The following is a 21,988-nucleotide window of genomic DNA, read 5'->3' on the forward strand; positions in this document are numbered from 1 at the left end:
GTACTAAGTACCCTTAGCGCTCTTTTCTTTATCGTTATGTTTTTTAGGCGCGGGTTTTTCATTCTGATCAGATGAAGGCCCGCGAACATCTTTGGTAATAACTTCTTCTTTCTTCGGAGAGACACCGTTCGGAGAAGTCCAGTGGGCCAGTACTGAGGAAGAGAAAAGCATGGCCGAAACAATGATAAGAATTTTCATAATATCTCCGTGGTTTAAGTGACCGGAGATATATATCGACATCGACCTCTAAAAAATTTAAACCCTCGGAAGCTCAACAATAAATGTAGAGCCTTTACCCATTTCACTCATTAACCGCACAGTTCCGCCATGTTCCTCAATAATTTGTTTATTGATAAATAGACCTAATCCCAGACCACTTACGTCTTCTGCTGTGTGAGCACGCTCAAAGCGTTTAAAGATTCTTTCTTGATCCTCAGGAGCAATTCCACGTCCGAAGTCTTGGACCTTTAATATTAGCTTATCTTCAATCTCTTCGAGATTCACATGAATTGGTTTTTTATTTCCATAGCGAATGGCATTGGTCATGAAATTGGTGATGACTTGCTCGAAACGTTCTGGATCAATTTCAGCAGAGACCTCTTTAGAGGTCTCATATTTTAATTCAATTTGCAGTGACTTCAACTGATCAGCAAAGCGTCCAAGGATCTCTTTAGTAAATTCTGAAAGGTTGGTTTTCTTCTTTCTGAGTGTAAGTTTACCGGTTGAGATGCGAGAGATATCCAGCATATCTTCCACTAGTCTGGTCAATCTCGCCAATTGGCCATTGGTCCCATTAAGGAACTTTTTCATTAACTGAGTTTCAGTCGTATCAATCCCGAGATTGTTGATGAGATCGTTTAACACTTCGATTTGAAGGTTCAGCGAGGTGATAGGAGTGCGAAGCTCATGTGAAGCAATCGAGATAAAATCATCTCTCAAGCGAACTGCACTCTGAAAATCTTTGAATAAGCGGGCATTATCAATTGCGACCGCCAGATGCCTGCCGAGTTCCATCGCCGTACGAAGGTCTCGCTCATCAAAGCGTTTTCGTTCTGTGGTGTTGTAAAGATTTAAGCAACCGATGGTTCTTCCGCGAATTTTAAGCGGGACCGCAATATGAGAGTTAAAGCCAATGGCAACCATGAGATCCACATGCTCTTGAGAAACGCAGAAGTTTTTAAGCATCTCATTACTTAACTTATTGGTGAGCAGCGGCTTCCCAGTAGTGAGAACTCTTGAGGTTGGTTGAGGCGTTTGAAGATCAGGAGGATATTCATCCGTCATCTTTTGAATCAGCTTTTCGATATTCGGATCAAAATGCTTGATGATCAGACGTTTAATACAATCGCCCTCCAGAAGATCTACTGCACATCCGTCCGCAAGAATAGGAATGGAGGCACTACCCACCTTTCTGATGATCTCTTCATAGTCTAGGGTTGAAATGAGCATCGACTTAATGTGGGCCATGAAAACTTGTATTTCGTTAACTTCATGCTGTTCCGTCACATCTTGATGAATGACAACAACTTCCTGTACCTCATCTTGATCGTTTTTGAGAGGATACAGAATGCCCTTCGCCCATCTGGCGCGAGCATCATAGACACCAACTTTCGCAGGGTCATATAAGAATTCTGGAACGCCAACCGTTTCACCTTTAAACGCACGTTTGATTGTTTCAAGCTGGCCCGATTCTTCCAGGAGCTTATCCTTAAGAAGATTGAAATCTTTCAAAATATAATTCTGCACGAACTCCTCGGAGACGCCCCATAGTTGACGATAGGCGGGGTTCACCAGGATAGTGTGACCGCTTTTCGCAAGAAGTTGAATGCTAAGGGGGGATTGCTCAAAAATCGCTCTGAATCTTTTTTCTGAACGCGCCAAAGCGTTGTTGAGTTCTGCCATGGTTTTATTCAGTCGAAGATTTGTGATGTCTTGAAACGTTACAATGGCCCCAAGCCTTGTGCCGTCTTGCCCAATAATAGGCTGAGCATTACACACAAACAGCAACGGTTCCTGGCCTTTCCTACAAACGAATATTTCTATATTTTTAACGACTTCACCTTTGAAGGCGCGGTAGAGCGGAATGTCTTCTTTGGCTATTGGAATTTTACTATCCGGATAGTACATGTCGTAATGCTCTTGCCAGTTCTGGATGACATCTGCCCCAGAAGGGCCTCCAAAGAATTCTTGGGCCTTTTGATTAACGTAAGTGAGTTCGCCTTCTGCATTACAGACAACAATACCATCATTGGTACTTGCGAAGAGGGCCGATAGGAATTCTGGTCTTTCCAGAAGAGAGGAATTTCTTTCCATGGCTGGATTATACAGATTTAGAATCCCTTAACAAACTTCTCTTTTTAATAATTCTTAGTCCCCATTCGCGAAATCTTAAGTTAGCTAAGAAATCTTTATTCCGAACTTTCATTCATAAGACACTCATAAACGCAGGGAGGAATATGAGAATTGCAGCAGTGGTAATGGCGCTTGTTCTTGTGGGATGTAAGAGCGGTGGGGAAGATAAAGTTATTTCGGATACATTGACCCAGGTTAAAAATGGCATTTATCAAAAATGCTCTAATGACGATGGTGAGAGTTACAAAGAAACAATTTATGTTTCAGATTCATACGTTCAAGAACGTTACACCTTCTACACGACGACAGGCTGTCCTTCTGGAAGTGAGTATCTGGATGAAAAAGTCGTTTATTCATATGAGGACCTAGGTTCTTTCAACTATAAATTGAGAGTCGAAAGTGCAGTAGCCCTACCATTGAATGTTACATTTGTGACAATGATGAATAGCCATCAAATTTGTGGATCAAGTACTTGGGCCAAAGACATTCCTAAATCTACCATCGGACTTGATTGCGGTTCTGATTCTGGGCCGACTCAAATTGGGGACGAGGGCACGATCAAAATGGGCATGGTTGGTGCAAGCCTGAGAGTCGTTAGTGAAGGGGGGACGTTCACTTATTCAAGCTTGAACGCCTTAAATTTTGCAAACACGAGTCAGTCGCTTCAAAATGGTAATTATGGTTATTATGATGGAACTAATGGAATGTATCTGAACATTAACGGAACTGCCTTCACTGCCACGGTATATGACCAGCTTTCAAAAAAATATTTTGTGATTAATGGTACGACTTCAGGTTCAGGTAATACGAGAACATTTACGGTCGGAAGTACCACACCATCTTCATGTCCGGTGAACGATGTTGTGTATTCCTTCTCACAACTTTCAGAATCATTGGCCCTGAGAGAGGATGGTGAGTCAGATTTAGTGCTTCAAAAATTGCCTTACAGTGCTTCATTATTTGTTTCTGCCTACCTCGAAAACGGCTATTCTTCGGCCTGCTTCTAAATTAGGAAAAAATTAACGAATCAAAGTTCAGGAGGTTATATCCATACCTCCTGGACTATATATCCGGCACCTGGATAACTTTGCCAAAAAGACGTGGCATTCACTCTCAAAATACTGCCATTTTTCCTTGATAGAAGATTTTCTGCCAACTCTTTGAGACTCAAGCGTTTTTTGATTTTTTAGTGTTAGGCCAAAATAAGGTGCTAACCTCGATCAGTTCCAAAATTTCCAAGTCATTAATTTTAACAAGAGAACGTCAGATGAGTTTGGATTACCAAAAATTAAAACAGAAACAGGCCGAGGATGGTGGGTTCTGGACCTCCTACTCGGACTTGTTCATGGTGTTGAGTGTAGTGTTCCTGTTGCTCTATGTGGTGGCATCACTTCGTAGTGGTACATCTAGCGTGCAAAACATGATTGAGAATCAGAAGCTCAAAGCAGAGGCCCAGGATTATAAAAAACAAATCCAGGCCTACAATGCTTTGAAGGATGATTATCTTGAAAAAGACGCCAGTGAAGAAGAGGCCAAAATGTATGAAGAGCTGATGAGTAAGCTCTCGTTGCTTCAGGATGAAGCTCATGAGGAGAAGCGCCAGCTGGAAGCCCAGGCCCAAGAGAACGCTGCTAAGGCCCGTGCTCTTAACCAATATCAACAGATGGTTCGTAACATCGTTAACACAAACTTACTTTCTAACAAGAAAATTAAGTTCCGTAACGAAGTGATCGAAAAGAAAAACGAATCAATCAAAGAGATGGATTCAACCATCCAGGCCCAGACTCAGGACATTCAACAGAAAGCTCAGCAAATTACTCAGAACCAGAAACAAATCGAAAAGCAAGAGCGTGAGATCTACGAGAAGCAACAAGTTCTCGATCAGAAGAAGCAGCAAGTTGCTATGCTTGAATCTCAGGTTGATGAGAAGGCCAAAACGATTCAGGCCAACCAATCAAAGATCAATGCTCTTAACTCAGATCTTTCTAACAAGATCAAAGAACTTGAAAAGACCAGCGCCACTGCCAATACATCTAAAGCGGAACTTAATCGTAAGATTGCAATCATGAAGCTTCAGAATGCAAAGCAGATTGGCGAACTTCAAAATCAAACAAAGGTCATGAAAGAAAGTGTTGAATCAATCAACCGCGAACTTTCAAATGCCGAAGGTCAGCTTGCTGATGCTCGCGGAAAAATGGCCGAGCAGGAAGCACTTAAGAAAAAGATGGAAGCAGATATGGCGGCAGCAAGTGCTGACCACGCCAATAAAATGGCCGAAATGCGTAAGAATTTCGATGCGAAGATGAACGCAGAACGTGCTGCTCTTGAAAAGCAACTTGAGGGCGAAAAAGCTTCGGCTGCTGAGAAGATGAAGGCCCTTGGAGAGTTTAAAGACAAAATGGCAAAAGAGAAGGCCGCTCTTGATGGCCAACTTGCCGCTCTTAAAGATGAAGTTGGCAAAGCTAAAGGTGAAGCAAATCAACTTAAAGGTCAGCTGGCCGATGCTCAGAAAGAACACGGTCGTTACTTAGCGGCCATCGATCAACTTAATAAAGACAAGGCCGGACTATCTGGTGACTTAAAACGCGCCAATGAAATTGCCAATGCTAAGAAAGCTCTTGCTAAGAAAATCGCAGACAACCTTGCCAAAAACGGAATCAAGGCAGGAGTTGACGGTAAAACAGGTGACGTAACAATTCAGTTTGGTGACGAGTACTTCGATACTGGTCGTGCAGATCTGAAACCAAACATGAAAGAAGTGCTTAAAAAATTCGTTCCGACATATTCTAAGTCTCTTCTAGAAGACGAGAAAGTTGCTAAGGAAATTTCTTCGGTTGAAATTGTTGGGTTCTCTTCACCAACTTATAAAGGTAAGTACGTTGACCCTCAATCTTTAGCAGATGGTGACCGAGCAGCTGTTAGCTATAACCTGGACCTTTCTTATAACCGTGCAAAATCGATCTTTAACTATATGTTCGATAAGAAGAGTATGACCTATCAGCACCAAAAGGACATGTTACCGCTGGTTAAAGTAACCGGTCGTTCATTCCTTGCTGAAGGTGTTCAAGGACGTGACATTGCTTCGGGCCTAGATATGAAAGACTACTGTGCGAAATATAACTGTGAAAAATCTCAAAAGGTAATCATTCGTTTTAACTTGAAGGACTAATTTAAAAATTTGATGAATTAAGGTGGTACGTATGCTTAGTCAAGGTTTAGTTCAAGGTTTAGTAGATGGAGTTGTAGTTTTTGCTACAGACCTTCTCATGCCAGCAATGGCAGTGTTCTTTGTATTAGCAATCTCTCTTCGTTGTCTAATTTATTACACAGTAAAAAGAGAAGACTGGTTTGCTAAAGAGTTTTCAAAGCGCGTGAAGAAATTCATGGACGCAAGGGACGAGAAGGCCGATCAATCGTTCTATGTCATTTGTAAGAGACTTCTTGAAATCACTTACTACGAAGTATTTGAAATTCGTTCAATCATGAAGCGTAGAAATCCTGATGCGATCATGACTGTAACTGACCGAGTTTTCCTGGTTCAGCAAGGTTCTGCTCGCATTGTGACTGACACACTTAAGCAAGTTAAGTATCTTAAATGGGGTGAGCGTCCTAAGTTCCTTGAAATCTCAAATACTGTTCTTCGTAACAATCCATGTTTCAATAAAGTATTTGGTATCGTTCCAGTAGCGGTATTCAATGACTTCCTTAATACAGTTCCAGGTCTATTCATCGTAGGCGGTATTTTTGGTACCTTCCTTGGGATCATGAAGGCCCTTCCAGAACTAGGTGGTATGAACCTTAGTGACGTTGAAGGTTCTAAACTAATCATGGACAACTTCCTTCTTAAAATTTCATTCTCAATGTCGACATCGATCATTGGTATTATCCTTTCAGTATCAATGAGCTTGGCGAATACATTCTTCTCTTGTGAGAAAGTGTATATGGAAACAGTTGAGCGTCTTGAAAACGAATTCGACACACTTTGGAACATGAGTGCTTCCAATAAACTCCCGGCCGAAGTTTCTAACTTCGAGGCCGAACGTGATCCTATTGAAGTTCTTTCTGAGGATCTGATTGCTAAGGAATTGAACGTTGAAGTTGGATTTGTGACTCTCGTTAGACCTATCAGTAAATGGTGGGGGAAAATGGGAAAATCTAATCCTCAGCAGAAGTACGACGAAATTCCTGTAGCTGCAGCTAAGGCGCCCGAAAAAGAAGATAAAGAGGCGGCCTAAGGTTTTGAACCCGGGAGGGTTACGTGTCATCACTCATAATTAAAATTACCCAGAACGGGTCATCGAAAGAGTATCTGTTCAATAAGTTGGGGCCGATCATTATCGGCTCCGACAAACGTTGTGACCTGGTTCTGGATGATGCTCATATTGAACCAAAGATTCTTGAGATCAAGGTAAGTGGCGGTAACATTTTCGTAAAAGAAGTTGGTGCTCGAGCACAAATCTACCTTGATTCAGTCATCCTTCCTTTTCGAGAAGAGACTCGATATCATGATGGTAGTTGTCTGACTTTAAAGAACGCCAATTACCAGATCCATATTTCAAGAAAAGAGGAAGAGGCACTGGAGCCACCTCCATTTTTTGAAGGTGAATTCAAAGAACGCCTGGATCGCATGAATCTGAAAATTCGTGAGCGCGAATTTGAGTTGAAAATCCTTGATGCTTCTCAAGAAAAAAAGAAAAATCAACTCCTAGATATTGAAGATAAGTACCACAAGCATGCAAATGAAAAAAGCAAACTTGAAGTAGAGGTCGGAGCTCTTAAAACTCAAAAAGAGATCCTGACCCAAGAGATTCGTAAAAACACAGATAAGAATCGTGATGAGGAAGAGAAAATCATCCAGCTTCGCGAGTTTGTGAAACGACTTGAAAATGAAGAGCGTGGTCTAAAGGATACCATTGTTGCCCAAAATCTTGTTCTTACCAATTTAAAAGATGAAAGAGAAAAGAAAAGCAAAGAAGTAGATAACCAACGTGTCCTTCTTGCAAATCTCCAACTCGATAGCACTCAATTAGAAGAGCAGATTAAGGAACTATCGATTCAACAGGAAAACCAGGAAAGAGAAATTCAGGATGAGGGCCTTAAGGTTCAAAAGATCCTGACCAATTCTGATGCGGCCTTACGCGAAAGCGCAAGAATCCAGGGTCACATGGCCCAGATCATGAAAGAGAAGGCCGTTCTTGATCATGAAGTAAAAGACGTTCAAGATGAGGTCAATAAATTAGAGGCCCAACGTAAAGAAGCAGTCTCAAAACTGAATGATCTTAAAGTTCAGATCCATAACGAAGAGGCACACGCCCGTAAAATTCAGGAAGAAATCAAAAAAGAAACTGAGGAAGAAAGTAACCTCAAAATTATCAATGGCGAGTTAAGGGCAGAGCTGGTTAAGGCAGAAGAGAAGCTTTCTCTTAAAAAGAACCAGTTGAACCAACTTGATTTCCAAAATCAGGACGCCTCAAGAAAACTTTCAACCATTAACTTTGAGCTAGAAAGAGCATCACTACGTTTGAAAGAACTGACATCTGAAGAACGTGCTCATGAGCTTAAGATGCTTGCCATCCGTGAAGACATGCAAAATCTTTCACGCAAAGCAGGTGATGATAGAAAAAATCTTTATAAAGAAATCGAAGATGAAAAGACCAAGCTCGGAGTTGAAGTTAATGCCCTTCGCGGTCTAATCGAAGAAGGCGAAAGAGAAAAGGCAAAAACTGATGCTGAACACGGTCTTTTAAAAATTCAGATAGAGGAACTCCATTCAAAACAACGCAATCTTCATAAAGAGAAGGCGGTACTTGAGGCCCAGGTCGCAGAACTTCATGTTAATAAGAAGCAAACTGAGACTCAGATTCAGGAACTAAAATCTGAAACGATGAAGATGGAGCATGAAAAAGGCCGTGCTCACCGTGAATTGACACAGCTTCAAATTAAACTGATGGACTGTGAAACTCAGATCAAAGAAAAACAAGAGGCCGCTCGAATCGAAATGGAGAATTATAAGCGTGATGAACGCTCGAAAATCCTGGCAGAGAAAGAAGTTTATCTGGCCGAAGTTGAGGCCTTTAAGCAAAAGTCCATGATCGAAGTGGAAGCTGAATATCGTCGTAAACAAAACGACATTCATCAAATGAAAAACTTGGCCCAAGAGCAAGTTGAGCAAATTATCAGTGAGGCCAGAAAGATTGAGGCCGAGATCACTCGTGAGGCCAATAAACGCTTAAAAGAAGCGACTCTTGATGCCCAGGAAAGAGAGTCTTCTTCTCATAACCGTATTAAACAGGCCCAAGACTATTTCAAAGAGAAAGAAGCCGAAGCTGAGGAGATTGTTACTAAAGCTCGCTTGGAGTCCCGTGAGCTTGTCAAACGCACGGAAATGGAACTTCTGGATGATTTAGGGAAACGCAAACAGAAGGTCAAAAACTTCCTGAAGATGAAACAGGAGACTGGTCTCATTCATATCAAAAACATGACTGACCAGCATGTGGCAAAACTTAGAAGGGACGAAGATAAGAGTCATCAAAAACTAGAAGAAATTAAGCGCAAGGAACTCAAAAAGATTGCCCGCATTCGTGAAGAAGAACTTAGCCGCCAAGGCGAGTTGAAAGATTCAGCGATGAAGGAATTGAAGACCGAGAAAGAAAAGATTCAACGCCAAATTGCTGATCTCAAAAAACAACAAGAAACTGAGCTTGCTGATAAAAAGAAAACTATGCTTGAGCACATCAACTCGACCAAGTTTAATCAGCAAAAGATGTGGGAGGAAGAGCTTCGTAAAGAAAAGGAACTCTTTCAGCGAACTAAGAAAGACCGTATTCTTAATGCTACTCAAGCTGTCATGAACGTCCTTGTGGCCGAAACCGGATCCCAAGGTGAAAAAGAACAACAGATCCGTGATAAAATTCGTTCGACACTTGAGATGGCAATTGATGGTCAAAATGCGAACGCGATGAAGGAAGTAGAGCAGGTACTTGACTTCAATCCTATGAAACGCAAAAAAGTCATACCTGTTATTAAGAAATATACACTTCGTGTTGGTATTCCTGCTGCTGTTGCGATCGTCCTTCTTGCCGATATTGGTTCAGTTCGTACTAAACTGGTTGAGGCCACGAAAGAGGGAATGAAGCAACGTAACTCTGCTTCTGAGATGTATGTAACTCAACAGAAGACCGAATGGAAGGCCAAGCACACTTATAATCCTGAAACGACACCAGGTTATAAAGCGACGTTTGTGGATAACATTATCTACACCACAGATTTTGAAAAAGTGATGGATAATGAAGAGTTTCAGAATGATTGGATTCTAAAAGTTCACGATTTTATGGTTAAAGACCTTGAGCTTTCGGAAGATGTTGCGATCAGCTACATCTCTTCGGAAGGCACTCTTATCAAAGAGCTTGGGGTTGCACGTAAAGATCTTCACCCTCAACATCTCGATGTCGGCATGAAGAAACTTACAGATCTTGAGACGACACATCTGGGATGGTTGAAGGAGAAAATTACTGACCCGGCAAAAGTCGAAAAATTTGCGGCCTTCCGTAAAGAGTACTTTGATAAGTTCTACAACGAGAAATTCAAATCCGATCGTGGCATTGCCACGGAGGCTCCGAAGCCTTAATTCATCAAACGATAGGCCGGAAGGTATGAGATCCTTTTGGCCTATTGTTTTTCATATATCATCCCACTCATGACTCAAGGTTCTGAGGCAGCACGTGCGCCTTGTGCGTCTTAATGAATTTTCATACTGCTGATTTCAATGTAGAAAATGTTGCCTTTCTATGACTGTCCTTAAATAAGTTTTTACAGGTAAGAAATTTAGCAGGAAACTAACTCAGGACTTTTCCTAAAAAATTAATAAAAATTCATGAACATCGGAGTGTGGGTGAATAAGAAAATTTTGGCGACGGTTACATTACTCTCTACTGGTCTTGCAAATGCGGCGACTCTGCAAGGTTTCGATGCTACGGCATACGGATTTATCAAAGCGAGTGCGATTTATTCTACTGAAGCAGTAGGTAGTTTTAACAACACCAACATGTCAGCTCCTACACATGCGGTAGTGGATGCTGGCCCTAATAGAGAATCTCGTCTCAGCTTTCAAACTGCACAAAGCCGTATTGGGGCAATTCTAAAAAAAGGTGAAAATCTTTCGGGTAAAATCGAATTAGATTTCATTGATTTCGCCAAATCGTCTCCTACAACTCAGATGAACCCTCGTGTTCGTATTGCTGCCGTTACTTATAGCTGGGGCAATAACAAAGTAATCGTAGGTCAAGATTGGGATCTATTCTCGCCGGTGACTGGTTATACTTTCGATATCGTTGGTATGTACTTTAAGGCCGGTAACTCAGGTTTCATGAGACAGCAGGCCCAATATCTAAAAACTTTGGGTGAATGGGAATTAGGTGGTGCTGTTGGTCTTAGTTCTGCCAACCCAAGTGTATCTGATACAGATACTGAATATTCAAAATCACCTTCTTATGCTCTTAGACTTTCTCGCAAGCTTGATGCAGGTCGAGTGGGTGTTTCAGGAATTTATAGCCGAATTGATCTATATAACCCGAATGGTTCTCCACAAGTAAATCCTAATGGAAAACATCATGAATCATATGGTGCTAACATTTTTTTCGAGAAGAACTATGGTCTTCTAGGACTTAAAGCTGAGGCATACTATGGTCAGAACATGGACAATTTGGGAACTCTGACTCTTAGCCGAGCAGCGAACGGCATTGACACTAAAGAATATGGTGGATTTTTATCGGCACAGTATCAGGTCATCGAGAAGAACTTCATCTTCGGTGGTGTAGGTATTGCTAAAATCGATGACCCCGCCGATATGCCAAACGTTGCTACAGCAACAACTCCTGCAACTCCAGCAAGTAACTTTCTTGCAAGTAACTCTGTTCTAAGAGTTGGTTGGGAATATCGTGTGACGGATGACTTCTCTTGGATCTCGGAAGTTTCGCACTTCACAACGCAGACAAAAGTTTCAGACAATAACTACAAGTTGGCCATCGCAGACACCTTTGAAACCGGTGTTCAACTTAGATTCTAATCACAACGCTGGCCCCCGTGTTACGGGGGTCTTTTTTTTGCTAAGCTCTCCTCATGTTGAAGAACTCAAAAAAAATCGTCGAAAAATTAATTGGCCCAGTTACGGTAGGATCTCTTTTGAAGGGGTTCCGCATGACTCATGAGCTTTCTCTTGATGATATGTGCAAGAAACTTAAGCTCACTAAGCCCATGCTTCAAAGAATTGAATCAGGTAAGCATCACCTAACCTTAAAAGAAGTTGTGTCCATCACTAAAAAGCTGGATGAACCCAAACACGTCTACGCTCGCGTTTGGTGCGAAGAGCAGGCCCGTTTGGTTGGACTTGATTTTGATGATCTTATAAAAGTCATCTGAGCTTTAGGTAAGATTGCTTTGACTGCCATGAACCCTTCCGTCTAAAACTCTTGGGAATAAAACCCAAGGGGCAATCATGAAATCTCTAAGTCTTGTTTTCTTTGGTCTACTTTCGTTTTCTGCATTTGCTGATCAACAACCATTTATTACGAAATATAGCGCCTCAGGATTTGTACCTATTGAGTGGTCACGTTCGGATAAATGTGAAGTTTTTGAAACAGAAGTTCTACTCACTCGTACTTACGCTCGCTCGGCCGTGCAGTACCGAATTCCTTTCTCTGCTGAAGATTCATTGAACGAAATGATCGCCAAGGCTCAGGTCGAACGATTAAAGCTGGAGGACAATTATATGTGTGACGGCCCTTCTACTACGATTAAGGCAAGATTTGTGGCAGAGGGGAGTGAGGAGTCTCAGGAAATTCTTCTTTATTCAACGGGCGGATGTGGATCACCTAAGAAAGTTAGAGTTGGTCCGGCTTCATCAGCTTTAATAGACATCGCCAGTACTTTCTGTCCGACAACACATTAGAAATAAAAAGGCCGGGATTCCCCGGCCTTAAAGAGATACTTGAACCTATTAGATCATTTTACGAGCAAGATCTCTCATCAAGTAACCAACTGCGTACGGTACTGAATATTTACGAGTAGGCGTTCTATCAGCTGAGTGTTTGAAACCAAGCTTGTGAAGCCATTCGTGAGTCATATTAGTTGTAACTTCCGCTGCATTATTTTGGTCAAGGAACTTACTGTTCATCCAAATTTTAATCACTGACGGCATTGTATAACCAACCACAACGTTATTGGCATGATAGACTTCAAGCTCTAAGTCCATAGCGTTGTTATTGCCTGGATTAAGCTTCTCAGAGCCTTCTAGGATCTTTTGGTAGATTTCTGCATTACTTAGGCCGGCAGAATCTACGAAACCTTTTTTACCATTGTATGAATGGTTGAGAATTGCATTTTTAAATTCTTCCGTTGCAATAACTTTTTTGATCAGTTCTGCTGCTTCAAGAACTTTTGATTCTTGTTCAGCATCAAAATTTTCTAATTTAACGTTTACATCAAAATTATTTGCAGCACTAGGTACAGCAGCATCTGTTGAAATCTCTTGAGCTGATACCGGAGTGCCTGAGCCCTTTGAACCACTAGCGCTACCGCCGCCTCCACCGCCTCCGCATGAAGCTAGGGACAATAATAGAAATAGTGATAGAAAAGCTTTTGTCATAGTTACCTCTTTTTTTTAGTTACAAAATTCTTTGTCGTGAACCTGTAGATAAACACAAGATGGAACCCATGTTGGCCGTCGCAATACTTATTTTCAAGATTAAATTTTGGTGGATAAACCCATGATTATGAGAGTGAAAAATTAAGATTGGGTCATCATGCTACAAGGCCGATTTACTCTAAAAACTTTCATTAAAATGAAGCATGTGAAATTACATTTTATCTGACGGATACATTTCTCCAACAACCTTAGCGAAAAATAAAACGGTCATATAAATATGCCCCAATCTTAAATCTCCATTCTTGTTTGTGTTGACTATTCACTTAGTCATGCGAGTGCATTGGAGGAAGATTTTTAGCGTACTTACATTCCAATTTGTTCTGCTCAGAGAAGGAGATGATTGTTACAAAAAAATGTGGAGAAATGATGGAATTACAAAAAAAGTCCATTGGACAGGCTATTTCGACTCTATTTGACCCGGTGCAAACCTTCGATTCGCTTGAAAGCCTGCGGCCTGTTAGGTAGTGTATCCTGACAAAAAAGTGAGGACATTATGAAACTTCTTGAAGGCAAGAAAGCCCTTATCCTAGGCCTAGCGAATGATCGCTCTATCGCTTGGGGAATTACAAAAGCATTTAAAGAACAGGGAGCATCGATTGCTCTATCTTATATGAATGATGCCATTAAAAAGCGTGTTGAACCACTTGCTCAGGAAATCGGTGCAGACTTTATCTTTGAAATGGATGTGACGAACGACGCTCATTATCCTTCAATGAGAGAAGCCGTAGAAAAAAACTGGGGCAAGTTCGATATTATCGTTCATTCCCTAGCATTCGCCGACAAAGAAGATCTGTCGCGTGAATTCGTTCACACCAGCCGCAAAGGTTTTGCGATGGCCTGTGATATTTCAGCTTTCTCACTTGTTGGTGTGACTGATGCTCTTCATGATCTCATGAATGATAACGGTTCAATCATCAGCATGACTTATTACGGTTCACAAAAAGTAGTGAAGAACTACAACGTAATGGGTGTAGCAAAAGCGGCTCTGGAAGCTTCTACACGTTACCTGGCATATGACCTGGGTCCTCGTGGCATTAAAGTAAACTGTATCTCGGCGGGTCCGATTAAGACCCTTGCTGCTTCTGGTATCTCCGGTTTCAGAGGTCTTCTTTCTCAGGTTGAAGAAATTGCTCCGATGAAGAAGAACGTTACTCCTGAAGACTGCGGTGGTGCTGCAGTTTATCTTGCCTCTCACCTTTCAGGTGGAGTGACTGGACAGGTTCTATACGTTGACTCTGGATTAAATATCCTCGGCGGTTTCTAAGTGTTCGACCTCGAACATTTAAAAAAAATGGAAGAGGGCGTCCAACTCTTCAATGAGCAAAAATATTGGGAATGCCATGAAGCTCTTGAGGATTTATGGATGGAGGATCGTCAGGATCCTACAAGAAATGTCTACTGGGCGGTCATTCAGGTGGCCGCCGCCTGTATCCACTACCGCGATTCAAATCTCATTGGTGCCCGTGGCATGATCTATAAAGCGAAAGAAAAGTTTCGCCGTTGCCGGGATCAGCATATACTTACAGATATAACTTTTAAGTTTCTTGATTGGCAGGAGCTAGAAGATATTGTGATGAAGATCCCTGACGGGACAACCTCCACACTTCAAGACTTTGCCGATCTTTTTGAATTCCGTTTTAAGCACTACTCAGCAGAAGGTAAACTATGAAAGGTATTTTGAAAGCGTTCCCAATGGCCTTTAAGATGATTCTTACTGACCCAGTGAATTTCGTGCTTTCAATCTTTCCTACCGTCATGGCCCTTGCTCTTTATCTTTTTACGATCGTTTCGGCCTATCGTAACTCTGATCGCTTAGTTGCTTTCTTTCGTGGCTACATTTACACCTCTGATCAGGCAACATTTCTGGCGACTCTTGTAACTGGTATCCTCATGATCTTTCTTTTCTTCGTCATGAGCTGGACTTTCGTAATTGTCGTGGGAATTATCGCGGCACCATTTAACTCACTCTTGAGTAGCCGCATCGAAACGAAACTAGTTCAAAAAGTGTACATGGATGAAGATCAATCGAAAGCACTGGCACAAGTAAAGATGAGCATGGGTCAGACCTTTAAGAACGAGGCCAAGAAGCTTGTGTTTATTGGAATCGTGGCGGTGATGGCCTTCCTTCTAAATCTTTTCCCATTGTTCTATCCACTAGGAGTTTTCCTGGTTGCGACTTTGGTGGCAGTTCAATTTGTGGATTATTCTTGGTCACGCCGAAATATGCATTTTGGGGAATGCTTGAAAGATGTTTTTAAAAACATCATTCCTTATTCGATTTCAGGGGCGATCTTCCTGCTTCTGGTGGCGATCCCAATCGTTAATGCTTTTATTCCGGCACTTGCGACCAGTTACTTCACTGTTCTGTTCTTATATCGTCAAAAGAAAATTGAACTCGCTCCTTAAGACGATAAAGATAAGGACTTACTTCCAGCATATCGCGGTCCCAGTGACCGAGGTTCGCGGCCGCTCGATAACTTGATTCTAAAAAGCTCATCAAGGTTGCCGCCGGCTCCAGCGAGGTTCTCACTGTTTCATAGGGCAGGATAAATTCATGCAGGTCTTGATTATAGATTGCTTCAGGAGGCATGACCTTCGCCTTTGAAAAGTGATCAGGCTCTGGATAGGCATAGCTATAGAAGGCAGCATGAGGATACATCTCGTTACCCGGCCAGAAGCCACAACTCATCTCTTCATGCGAATAGGCCTCTCTTACCACATCGTTTGGAAGATTTGGTATGCCGCCTGGATGTTCCGGCGCTCTTCTCCCTGAGAAGCGGGTGATTGCCAGATCAAAACTTCCCCAGAAGAAATGTACTGGGCTGCTCTTACCCACAAAGTCGGTTCTAAATTCCTGGAAAATATTATTCACTCTTACGAGTGCCTGAAAAAAGTTATGGGCCTTAAGAGGATCGTAAGTTCTATGTACAGTGTCTTCGGCAAAAGGAATTCCATCTGAAACTTCATTGGGAACTGGATCAAAGTTTGGTTCTACGTCCATGATCTTAAGCGCTTCCAAAAAGCGCTCATAAAAAGATGCGACGGTTTCATTTTGTAGAAGAAGAACAAAACTTTTACCCACACTGTCCTGGAAGATCAGCTGATGATCATGAAAATCAAAATCGACCGTAAGATTTCTTTGACCCAGAGGAATGGCCGAAGTCGATAGGCCCCTGGAGGTCACATAAAGAGTAGTGTTCCAAGAATGATTGCACCAAGGCGATTTACACAGTCGCAGCTTACCTACAATCTGAGTCCAACGATGAAGGGTCTCATAAGTGTCTTTCCATTCAGAATACTCAAGTGTTGGCCATGTTAGATTCATCATAAAAAACTCCTTGGCTGATTGAAGTTTAAGATACTTACCCTGGAAAAAAAGGTGCAAGGACCTTGAGAGTTGCGTCTAATCCGCCGATAATAGTTCCATGGAAAATTCACCTGAAGTTGATGAACCGAAAGTCATTGCGATAAAGCTTCCGTTTGATCTCACGGAGCGTATCTTGAGTTTTCCATTTCTTCATGCAATCCGTGAGAAGTATTCCAAAGCAGATTTACATTTCATCACGCCTAAGAAAGATATCGAGGTCTTAAATCTCTTACCTTTCTCGGCCTATTATCATGAGTTCGATGAAGACGAGATCAGTAATGTGTTTGATGTCCATCGCTACTGTGCGAATGCGAAAATTTATAATGTTGATCTATTTATTTCGCTTACCAATTCTTTTGCTGATGCTTGCCTGGGACTGGGTCTAAGAGCGAAGAAAAGAGTAGGGTTTTCAGATAACTGGAAAACTCTTGTTCTCACTCATAAAACTCCCAGACCAGTCGGTCACCATTTAGTGGAAGATCATTTTGCCCTTTTTAAAGAATTGGTGGGTGAAAATGTGAATACCAAATTGCGTGTGATGTCCCGTGATCTCACTCCCATTATTCCTGAGTGGGATTCGCTTCCATACATCGCAATTGATCTTTATCCTTTAAGAAATGCCGTAATTGAAGGGGAGTGGATTCAGCTCGTTTCACAGTTTGAGAATCAAAGAATTGTTTTTTTCTCTTCCGATGAGACAGTGAAAGTCCAGATGCTGATCGAACCATTTCTTGCGGGCCTTTCGAAGAAAAATATTTACGTAAACTTTGTCTATAAAAACTGGATTGAGTTGGGCCGCATGCTGGCGTTTGCCAAGGGTGTGATTGGTTACGCTGGTCCTGCAACGGCGCTATCTGCTTATGTTGGCTCTAAGACTCTCATCCTGTATGAGAATCAGGACCCTCAAAGAACGGGACCATTTTATTTTCTGGCAGATGTGGCAGTAATGGGTGTGAATAATCCAACTCTTGTTAATTCTTCCAAGAGCTCGGGTTCACTACGAGAACGTGTTACGTTTGATATGAATGAAGTTGCGAAGAAGGCCTTCGATTTCTTTAAACTATAGAGTAGAATCGGCCGGATCTGAAAAACGTTTGTCCTTACTGAAAATAAAGTTCACGTTCCTTCCATTGTCACGAGAAAGCACGAAAAAACCCAAGTTCGTATAAGTAAAACAAGTCGTAGATTGAGTGAGATCGGCGATGATGGTCGAACAAATCGGCAAGACTTTGATTGAGACTTCATTAGGCTTACAAAGAAGTTTCACATTCACGAGAGTAAGGAGTGCTACCTTGGCGCCTTCAGCGTCCAAGAACTCTTTACCATCATTCCATTCATCTTTTGTTAGTTGGTGTAGCCCAGAGTGCTTACCGTAAGGCATGAGCTTATCCATACAGGTCATAGTCTGCGCAGACGCTGAAGCATGGAGAACTAAAAAAGTGATGAGAATTAAAAGTTTCTTCATGAGTTGACCTTTTTTATTAAGTCTAACATGAAGAGGAAATGTAGGGGCGAGGGAGCAAAACTTGCTCTGACTCGCCGCTGTATTTATAGGAAACTATCGAGAATCTGGTTGAGGGACTGAAGCTTGTCTTGGAAAAGCTTGGCCTTCTCTTGAACTTCAGCGCGTACTTCCTCAGGGGCATTGGCCATGAAGTTCTGGTTATTGAGCTTAGATTCGACCTTCTTGTATTCGTTCTGGGTCTTCTCCATGTCCTTCTTAATTCTGTTCACTTGTTCATTGAGATCGATGATCCCTTCAAGTGGAATGAAGATTTCAGTATGGGCAGTTGCCAGAGACGCCGACTTCTTGGGCTTTTCCTGGGCCTTGTTTCGAATTGTACCCGACTTCACGTTCGCCAGATCTTTCAGGAAGTGACGAGACTCGTACACGAACTTCGCAAGTTTCTTATCGTCAGTGAAGAGTTTCACGTCGATTTCATCTTTTGGCTTCATGTTCACTGAAGAACGAATGTTACGAATTCCAGTGGTGATATCGATGAACTTATTCATCATCTCTTGAACTTCAGCGTTCTCAAGAGACTTATCAAATTCTACGTATTCCTGAGTCGCAACCAGCGATTTGTCATCGAAGTATGACCAGATCTCTTCCGTAATAAACGGAGTGATCGGGTGAAGAAGGTTTACGATCTTCTTGAAGCAGTACTTAAGCATTGTCGCGCGAATGATCTTCGCTTTCTCATCATTGCCATAGAGGATGTTTTTTGAGAGCTCGATGTACCAAGAGCAGAACTTGTCATAAACAAACGAATAAATCTCAGCAGAAGCATCGTCAAAGCGATAAACGTCAAAGGCCTCGTTCATTGTTTTCGCAACAGTGTTTAGCTCAGCAAGAATCCATTTATCGTGAAGGTGCCACTCAGACTTTACTGGAAGTTCGTCTTTTGCTTTATCCAGGAACGGATAAACGAAACGGAAGGCGTTCCAAAGTTTGTTGACGAAGTTTCTGTAACCTTCGATTCTTTCTGGATCAAGATTAAGGTCACGGTTATAACCAGAACCCGCCGCCAGAGTGAATCTCATGGCATCACATCCATACTGTTGTACCATGTCCAGTGGATCAATACCGTTTCCAAGAGACTTACTCATCTTACGACCTTGCTTATCGCGAACAATAGCGTGGATGTAAGTATGTTTGAATGGAGCTTTGCCAGTTACTTTCATTCCCATCATCATCATTCTGGCCACCCAGAAGAAGATAATGTCAAAGCCAGTGATAAGTGTTTCGTTTGGATAGAACTTATCAAAACCTTTCTCTTCCATTGCTTTCTCATCAGGCCAGCCCAGAGTTGAAAGTGGCCATAGACCTGAAGAGAACCAAGTATCAAGTACGTCTGGATCCTGGAAAATATCAGTGTCTTTACACTCGATACATTGAGTAGGTGCTTCTTCAGCTGCCCACTGAGTATCACAGTGACGACAGTAATAAACTGGAATCTGGTGACCCCACCAAAGCTGACGAGAAATACACCAGTCTTTTGGATTACGAAGCCAAGCAAAGTAAGTGTTCTCCCAACCTTTCGGGAAGAACGACATATCGCCTTGTTCAACTGCTTCAACCGCAACACGTGCCATTTCAGTTGTATTTAGGAACCACTGTTTTGAAACCATCGGCTCTACGATTTCATCTGAACGTTCACCGTGCCCAACTGGGTGTACGTGATCTTTCTTTTCAACCAATGAACCAAGTTCAGTCAGGATGCGCTCAACTTCTGCACGAGCGTCCTTGGGCTTAAGACCCTCGATTTCAGGAGCGTTCTTATTGAATGTGCCGTCTTTATTAAGGATGTTAATGATTGGAAGACCGTTACGTTTACCAATTTCAAAGTCATTAAAATCGTGGCCCGGAGTTACTTTTAAGCAGCCAGTTCCTTTCTCAATATCAACGTGCTCGTCACCAATGATCGGAACTTCACGGTTACAAATAGGCACGATTGCCGTCTTACCAATAAGATCTTTGAAGCGTTCGTCATTTGGATTAACCGCAACTGCCGTATCAGCGAAAATAGTTTCTGGACGAGTTGTCGCGATGATAAGTTCCATATCTGGATCTTCTTTTACTTTGTATTTTAAGTAATAGAAGAAGCCTTTAACTTCTTTGTGTTCAACTTCAGCATCTGAGATCGCCGATTGAAGGACAGGGTCCCAGTTTACGATATAGTCAGACTGATAGATCAGACCTTCGTTATAAAGCATAACGAAAAACTTCTTAACTGCCTTATTAGGAATGTCATCAAGTGTGAAAGTAGAGTAGTCCCAGTCACATGAAACACCCATCTTCTTCTGTTGGTTAACGATCTCTGAACCGTATTGTTCTTTCCAGGCCCAGATACGTTTAGTGAATTCTTCACGACCAAGGTCATGACGATTTTTCTTCTCTTGTTTCCAGATTAGTTTTTCAACCACTGCCTGAGTTGAAATACCGGCGTGGTCAGTCCCTGGGATCCAAAGCGTTTCAAAGCCCTTCATTCGCTTATAACGGATAAGAGCATCTTGAGTTGTAGCATCCAGGGCGTGACCCATGTGAAGCTTACCTGTTACGTTTGGAGGTGGCATAAGTACAGTGAATGTTTTCTTCTGCTTACCTGGAACGGGCTTAAATACTTTTTTATCAAGCCACTTCTGGTACCACTTATCTTCTGCCCCTTGAGGGTCAAATGTCTTCGGGAGGTCGTTTTGAATTTCCATACGGGATCCTTATTAAAAATCAGCTAATGTCTTAGTCGTTTCTGTTCTAGTCGCCACTTCTTTCACTTTAATGTCAGTCTCTGTGACCATCACGATGTGAGCGAAGTTCTTTTTATCTGAGTAATTGAAAATTTTCTTGGGCTTATTATCACCAAACATCATTTCCACTTTCTTATTTTGAGAGCGAAGCTTGTTTGCGATTTGTGCCGCCGTCTTTTCTCCTTCCGGAGTGAAGTAGGCCACAAGATAATCAATTGATGGTTTTGAAAAATCACCAACCAGCTTGTGGGTTGTTAAGAAATCAGTTAGTGGTACTTCGCCCAGGCCAATTCCTACACCTTCAAGAGCTGGCTCATTGAAGATTTGAAGAAGGTTGGCGTAAGCTCCTCCACCCGCAACCGCGCGACGGTTATCAGGGTGTTTATCGAAGATCTCAAAAACCACACCTGTGTAGTAATCAAGGCCACGTACAATCGATGGATCAAACTTCACATATTCGCCCAGATCTTGGTCTTTAAATTTCTCAAAGAGCGAGATTAACGGGGTCACATGCTTTTCAATGACATGATCGCCAATGCTCTCGACACCTGAAAGCTTTTGCATGAATACATCTGAGAGAGTTGTTTCAGAGAAGTACTTTGAAACATATGTTTTCACTTCATCAATTGAAGTGAGGTTTACGAATTCTTCAAAGATTTTTGCCTTAGTTTCATCGGGAGTGATGGTTCTAACTTCGGCGGCGAACTTGTCTGCCGGCATTTTATTTTTCTTATCTACAAGCTTGTAAAGCTTATGAGTCAGAGCTGGTTCTAGACCAATAAGTCCTTCAAACACTAAATCCACAAAACGACGATCATTCACCAACACTTCAAAGTGCTCAGAAGTCGCACCGAAGCTCTTCATCAAAGTCACTGCAAGCTGAATGATTTCAACTTCGCCATATTGGCCGGCACCGAAAATATCGGCGTTGTATTGCCAGAACTCACGCAGACGACCTTTCTGAGGTTTTTCATATCTCATGAGGTTCGGAATCGCGTACCAACGAATTGGTTTGGCAATTTCCCTATGCACTTGAGCTGCCATACGGGCAACAGTTGGAGTCATCTCAGGACGAATGGCAACTTTACGTTCACCACGGTCAATGAATGAATAAATTTGTTCGTTGATCAGCTCTTCACCGGACTTCGCAAGATACAGTTCCACTTCTTCAAGAAGAGGTCCATCGTATGGTTCGTAAGCAAATAGCTCAGAGACTTCCGCCATTTTCTGGAAGATATAATTTCTAAGTCGCATCTCTTTCGGAAAAAAATCCCGAGTTCCACGATATGGGGATTTTGTGAGTGCCATACATGTCCTTT

At 42.1% G+C, this 21,988-nt stretch carries 18 protein-coding genes; 11 read left to right on the plus strand and 7 right to left on the minus strand.

Features of this window, described 5'->3' with window-relative positions; genetic code table 11:
• Window positions 1–3: 3 nt before the first annotated feature.
• Window positions 4–198: a hypothetical protein gene (locus SOO65_RS03040; protein ID WP_321396726.1), complete on the minus strand. Its 195-nt coding sequence runs from the start codon at window positions 196–198 to the stop codon at window positions 4–6.
• A gap of 57 nt (window positions 199–255) precedes the next feature.
• Window positions 256–2,313: a PAS domain-containing sensor histidine kinase gene (locus SOO65_RS03045; protein WP_321396729.1), complete on the minus strand. Its 2,058-nt coding sequence runs from the start codon at window positions 2,311–2,313 to the stop codon at window positions 256–258.
• A 143-nt stretch (window positions 2,314–2,456) separates the two neighbouring features.
• On the opposite strand from SOO65_RS03045, the gene SOO65_RS03050 reads away from it, so the two are divergent.
• From SOO65_RS03050 to SOO65_RS03080, 7 genes are all read left to right on the plus strand, one after another.
• A complete protein-coding gene (locus SOO65_RS03050; RefSeq protein ID WP_321396731.1) occupies window positions 2,457–3,359 on the plus strand; it encodes a hypothetical protein in 903 nt (300 codons plus the stop codon).
• 260 nt (window positions 3,360–3,619) lie between these two features.
• Window positions 3,620–5,521, plus strand: coding sequence for a hypothetical protein (locus tag SOO65_RS03055; protein WP_321396735.1), 1,902 nt, complete (start codon window positions 3,620–3,622; stop codon window positions 5,519–5,521).
• Between the two features lie 31 nt (window positions 5,522–5,552).
• Window positions 5,553–6,587 (plus strand): hypothetical protein, encoded by a 1,035-nt coding sequence (locus SOO65_RS03060; RefSeq protein WP_321396738.1) that lies wholly within the window; start codon window positions 5,553–5,555, stop codon window positions 6,585–6,587.
• Between the two features lie 23 nt (window positions 6,588–6,610).
• Complete coding sequence (locus tag SOO65_RS03065) at window positions 6,611–9,979, plus strand: FHA domain-containing protein (RefSeq protein ID WP_321396741.1); 3,369 nt, start codon at window positions 6,611–6,613, stop codon at window positions 9,977–9,979.
• Between the two features lie 264 nt (window positions 9,980–10,243).
• Window positions 10,244–11,416, plus strand: a complete 1,173-nt coding sequence (locus SOO65_RS03070; RefSeq protein WP_321396744.1) for a hypothetical protein — start codon at window positions 10,244–10,246, stop codon at window positions 11,414–11,416.
• Between the two features lie 53 nt (window positions 11,417–11,469).
• A complete protein-coding gene (locus tag SOO65_RS03075) occupies window positions 11,470–11,769 on the plus strand; it encodes a helix-turn-helix domain-containing protein (RefSeq protein ID WP_321396747.1) in 300 nt (99 codons plus the stop codon).
• Window positions 11,770–11,845: 76 nt separating this feature from the next.
• Window positions 11,846–12,298 carry a hypothetical protein gene (locus tag SOO65_RS03080; protein WP_321396751.1) on the plus strand — a complete coding sequence of 151 codons (453 nt, stop codon included), beginning with the start codon at window positions 11,846–11,848 and terminating at the stop codon, window positions 12,296–12,298.
• Window positions 12,299–12,346: 48 nt separating this feature from the next.
• Here SOO65_RS03080 and SOO65_RS03085 read toward each other — a convergent pair whose 3' ends face one another.
• Window positions 12,347–12,994 (minus strand): hypothetical protein, encoded by a 648-nt coding sequence (locus SOO65_RS03085; protein WP_321396753.1) that lies wholly within the window; start codon window positions 12,992–12,994, stop codon window positions 12,347–12,349.
• A 553-nt stretch (window positions 12,995–13,547) separates the two neighbouring features.
• On the opposite strand from SOO65_RS03085, the gene SOO65_RS03090 reads away from it, so the two are divergent.
• Genes SOO65_RS03090 through SOO65_RS03100 form a run of 3 tightly spaced genes read left to right on the plus strand, consistent with a single transcriptional unit; the run spans window position 13,548 to window position 15,460 of the window.
• Window positions 13,548–14,318, plus strand: a complete 771-nt coding sequence (locus SOO65_RS03090; RefSeq protein ID WP_321396756.1) for an enoyl-ACP reductase FabI — start codon at window positions 13,548–13,550, stop codon at window positions 14,316–14,318.
• The gene (locus SOO65_RS03095) at window positions 14,319–14,723 is read left to right on the plus strand and encodes a DUF309 domain-containing protein (protein WP_321396758.1); all 405 of its coding nucleotides are present in this window, start codon (window positions 14,319–14,321) and stop codon (window positions 14,721–14,723) included.
• The gene (locus SOO65_RS03100; RefSeq protein WP_321396760.1) at window positions 14,720–15,460 is read left to right on the plus strand and encodes an EI24 domain-containing protein; all 741 of its coding nucleotides are present in this window, start codon (window positions 14,720–14,722) and stop codon (window positions 15,458–15,460) included. Before SOO65_RS03095 ends, SOO65_RS03100 begins: the two co-directional genes overlap by 4 nt.
• Here SOO65_RS03100 and SOO65_RS03105 read toward each other — a convergent pair.
• Window positions 15,411–16,382, minus strand: a complete 972-nt coding sequence (locus tag SOO65_RS03105; RefSeq protein WP_321396762.1) for a DUF5996 family protein — start codon at window positions 16,380–16,382, stop codon at window positions 15,411–15,413. The two genes, SOO65_RS03100 and SOO65_RS03105, sit on opposite strands and share 50 nt — an antisense overlap.
• A 97-nt stretch (window positions 16,383–16,479) precedes the next feature.
• On the opposite strand from SOO65_RS03105, the gene SOO65_RS03110 reads away from it, so the two are divergent.
• Window positions 16,480–17,487 carry a glycosyltransferase family 9 protein gene (locus tag SOO65_RS03110; protein ID WP_321396764.1) on the plus strand — a complete coding sequence of 336 codons (1,008 nt, stop codon included), beginning with the start codon at window positions 16,480–16,482 and terminating at the stop codon, window positions 17,485–17,487.
• Here the strand turns inward: SOO65_RS03110 and SOO65_RS03115 are convergent.
• The 3 genes from SOO65_RS03115 to hisS form a co-directional block, all read right to left on the minus strand.
• Entirely contained in the window at window positions 17,482–17,886 is a 405-nt protein-coding gene (locus SOO65_RS03115; RefSeq protein ID WP_321396766.1) for a hypothetical protein, read from the minus strand. The two genes, SOO65_RS03110 and SOO65_RS03115, sit on opposite strands and share 6 nt — an antisense overlap.
• A gap of 83 nt (window positions 17,887–17,969) precedes the next feature.
• Window positions 17,970–20,630, minus strand: coding sequence for a valine--tRNA ligase (locus SOO65_RS03120; protein ID WP_321396768.1), 2,661 nt, complete (start codon window positions 20,628–20,630; stop codon window positions 17,970–17,972).
• A 12-nt stretch (window positions 20,631–20,642) separates the two neighbouring features.
• Window positions 20,643–21,977: a histidine--tRNA ligase gene (gene hisS / locus SOO65_RS03125; RefSeq protein WP_321396771.1), complete on the minus strand. Its 1,335-nt coding sequence runs from the start codon at window positions 21,975–21,977 to the stop codon at window positions 20,643–20,645.
• Between the last annotated feature and the right edge of the window lie 11 nt (window positions 21,978–21,988).

The organism is Peredibacter starrii (genome assembly GCF_034259205.1).
Lineage (GTDB): Bacteria > Bdellovibrionota > Bacteriovoracia > Bacteriovoracales > Bacteriovoracaceae > Peredibacter > Peredibacter starrii.

Bases quoted from the DNA above. Each gene is read 5' to 3' on its own strand.
- SOO65_RS03040 (WP_321396726.1), bottom strand. From the start codon at position 198: ATGAAAATTCTTATCATTGTTTCGGCCATGCTTTTCTCTTCCTCAGTA.
- SOO65_RS03045 (WP_321396729.1), bottom strand. From the start codon at position 2,313: ATGGAAAGAAATTCCTCTCTTCTGGAAAGACCAGAATTCCTATCGGCC.
- SOO65_RS03050 (WP_321396731.1), top strand. From the start codon at position 2,457: ATGAGAATTGCAGCAGTGGTAATGGCGCTTGTTCTTGTGGGATGTAAG.
- SOO65_RS03055 (WP_321396735.1), top strand. From the start codon at position 3,620: ATGAGTTTGGATTACCAAAAATTAAAACAGAAACAGGCCGAGGATGGT.
- SOO65_RS03060 (WP_321396738.1), top strand. From the start codon at position 5,553: ATGCTTAGTCAAGGTTTAGTTCAAGGTTTAGTAGATGGAGTTGTAGTT.
- SOO65_RS03075 (WP_321396747.1), top strand. From the start codon at position 11,470: ATGTTGAAGAACTCAAAAAAAATCGTCGAAAAATTAATTGGCCCAGTT.
- SOO65_RS03080 (WP_321396751.1), top strand. From the start codon at position 11,846: ATGAAATCTCTAAGTCTTGTTTTCTTTGGTCTACTTTCGTTTTCTGCA.
- SOO65_RS03085 (WP_321396753.1), bottom strand. From the start codon at position 12,994: ATGACAAAAGCTTTTCTATCACTATTTCTATTATTGTCCCTAGCTTCA.
- SOO65_RS03090 (WP_321396756.1), top strand. From the start codon at position 13,548: ATGAAACTTCTTGAAGGCAAGAAAGCCCTTATCCTAGGCCTAGCGAAT.
- SOO65_RS03100 (WP_321396760.1), top strand. From the start codon at position 14,720: ATGAAAGGTATTTTGAAAGCGTTCCCAATGGCCTTTAAGATGATTCTT.
- SOO65_RS03105 (WP_321396762.1), bottom strand. From the start codon at position 16,382: ATGATGAATCTAACATGGCCAACACTTGAGTATTCTGAATGGAAAGAC.
- SOO65_RS03110 (WP_321396764.1), top strand. From the start codon at position 16,480: ATGGAAAATTCACCTGAAGTTGATGAACCGAAAGTCATTGCGATAAAG.
- SOO65_RS03115 (WP_321396766.1), bottom strand. From the start codon at position 17,886: ATGAAGAAACTTTTAATTCTCATCACTTTTTTAGTTCTCCATGCTTCA.
- SOO65_RS03120 (WP_321396768.1), bottom strand. From the start codon at position 20,630: ATGGAAATTCAAAACGACCTCCCGAAGACATTTGACCCTCAAGGGGCA.
- hisS (WP_321396771.1), bottom strand. From the start codon at position 21,977: ATGGCACTCACAAAATCCCCATATCGTGGAACTCGGGATTTTTTTCCG.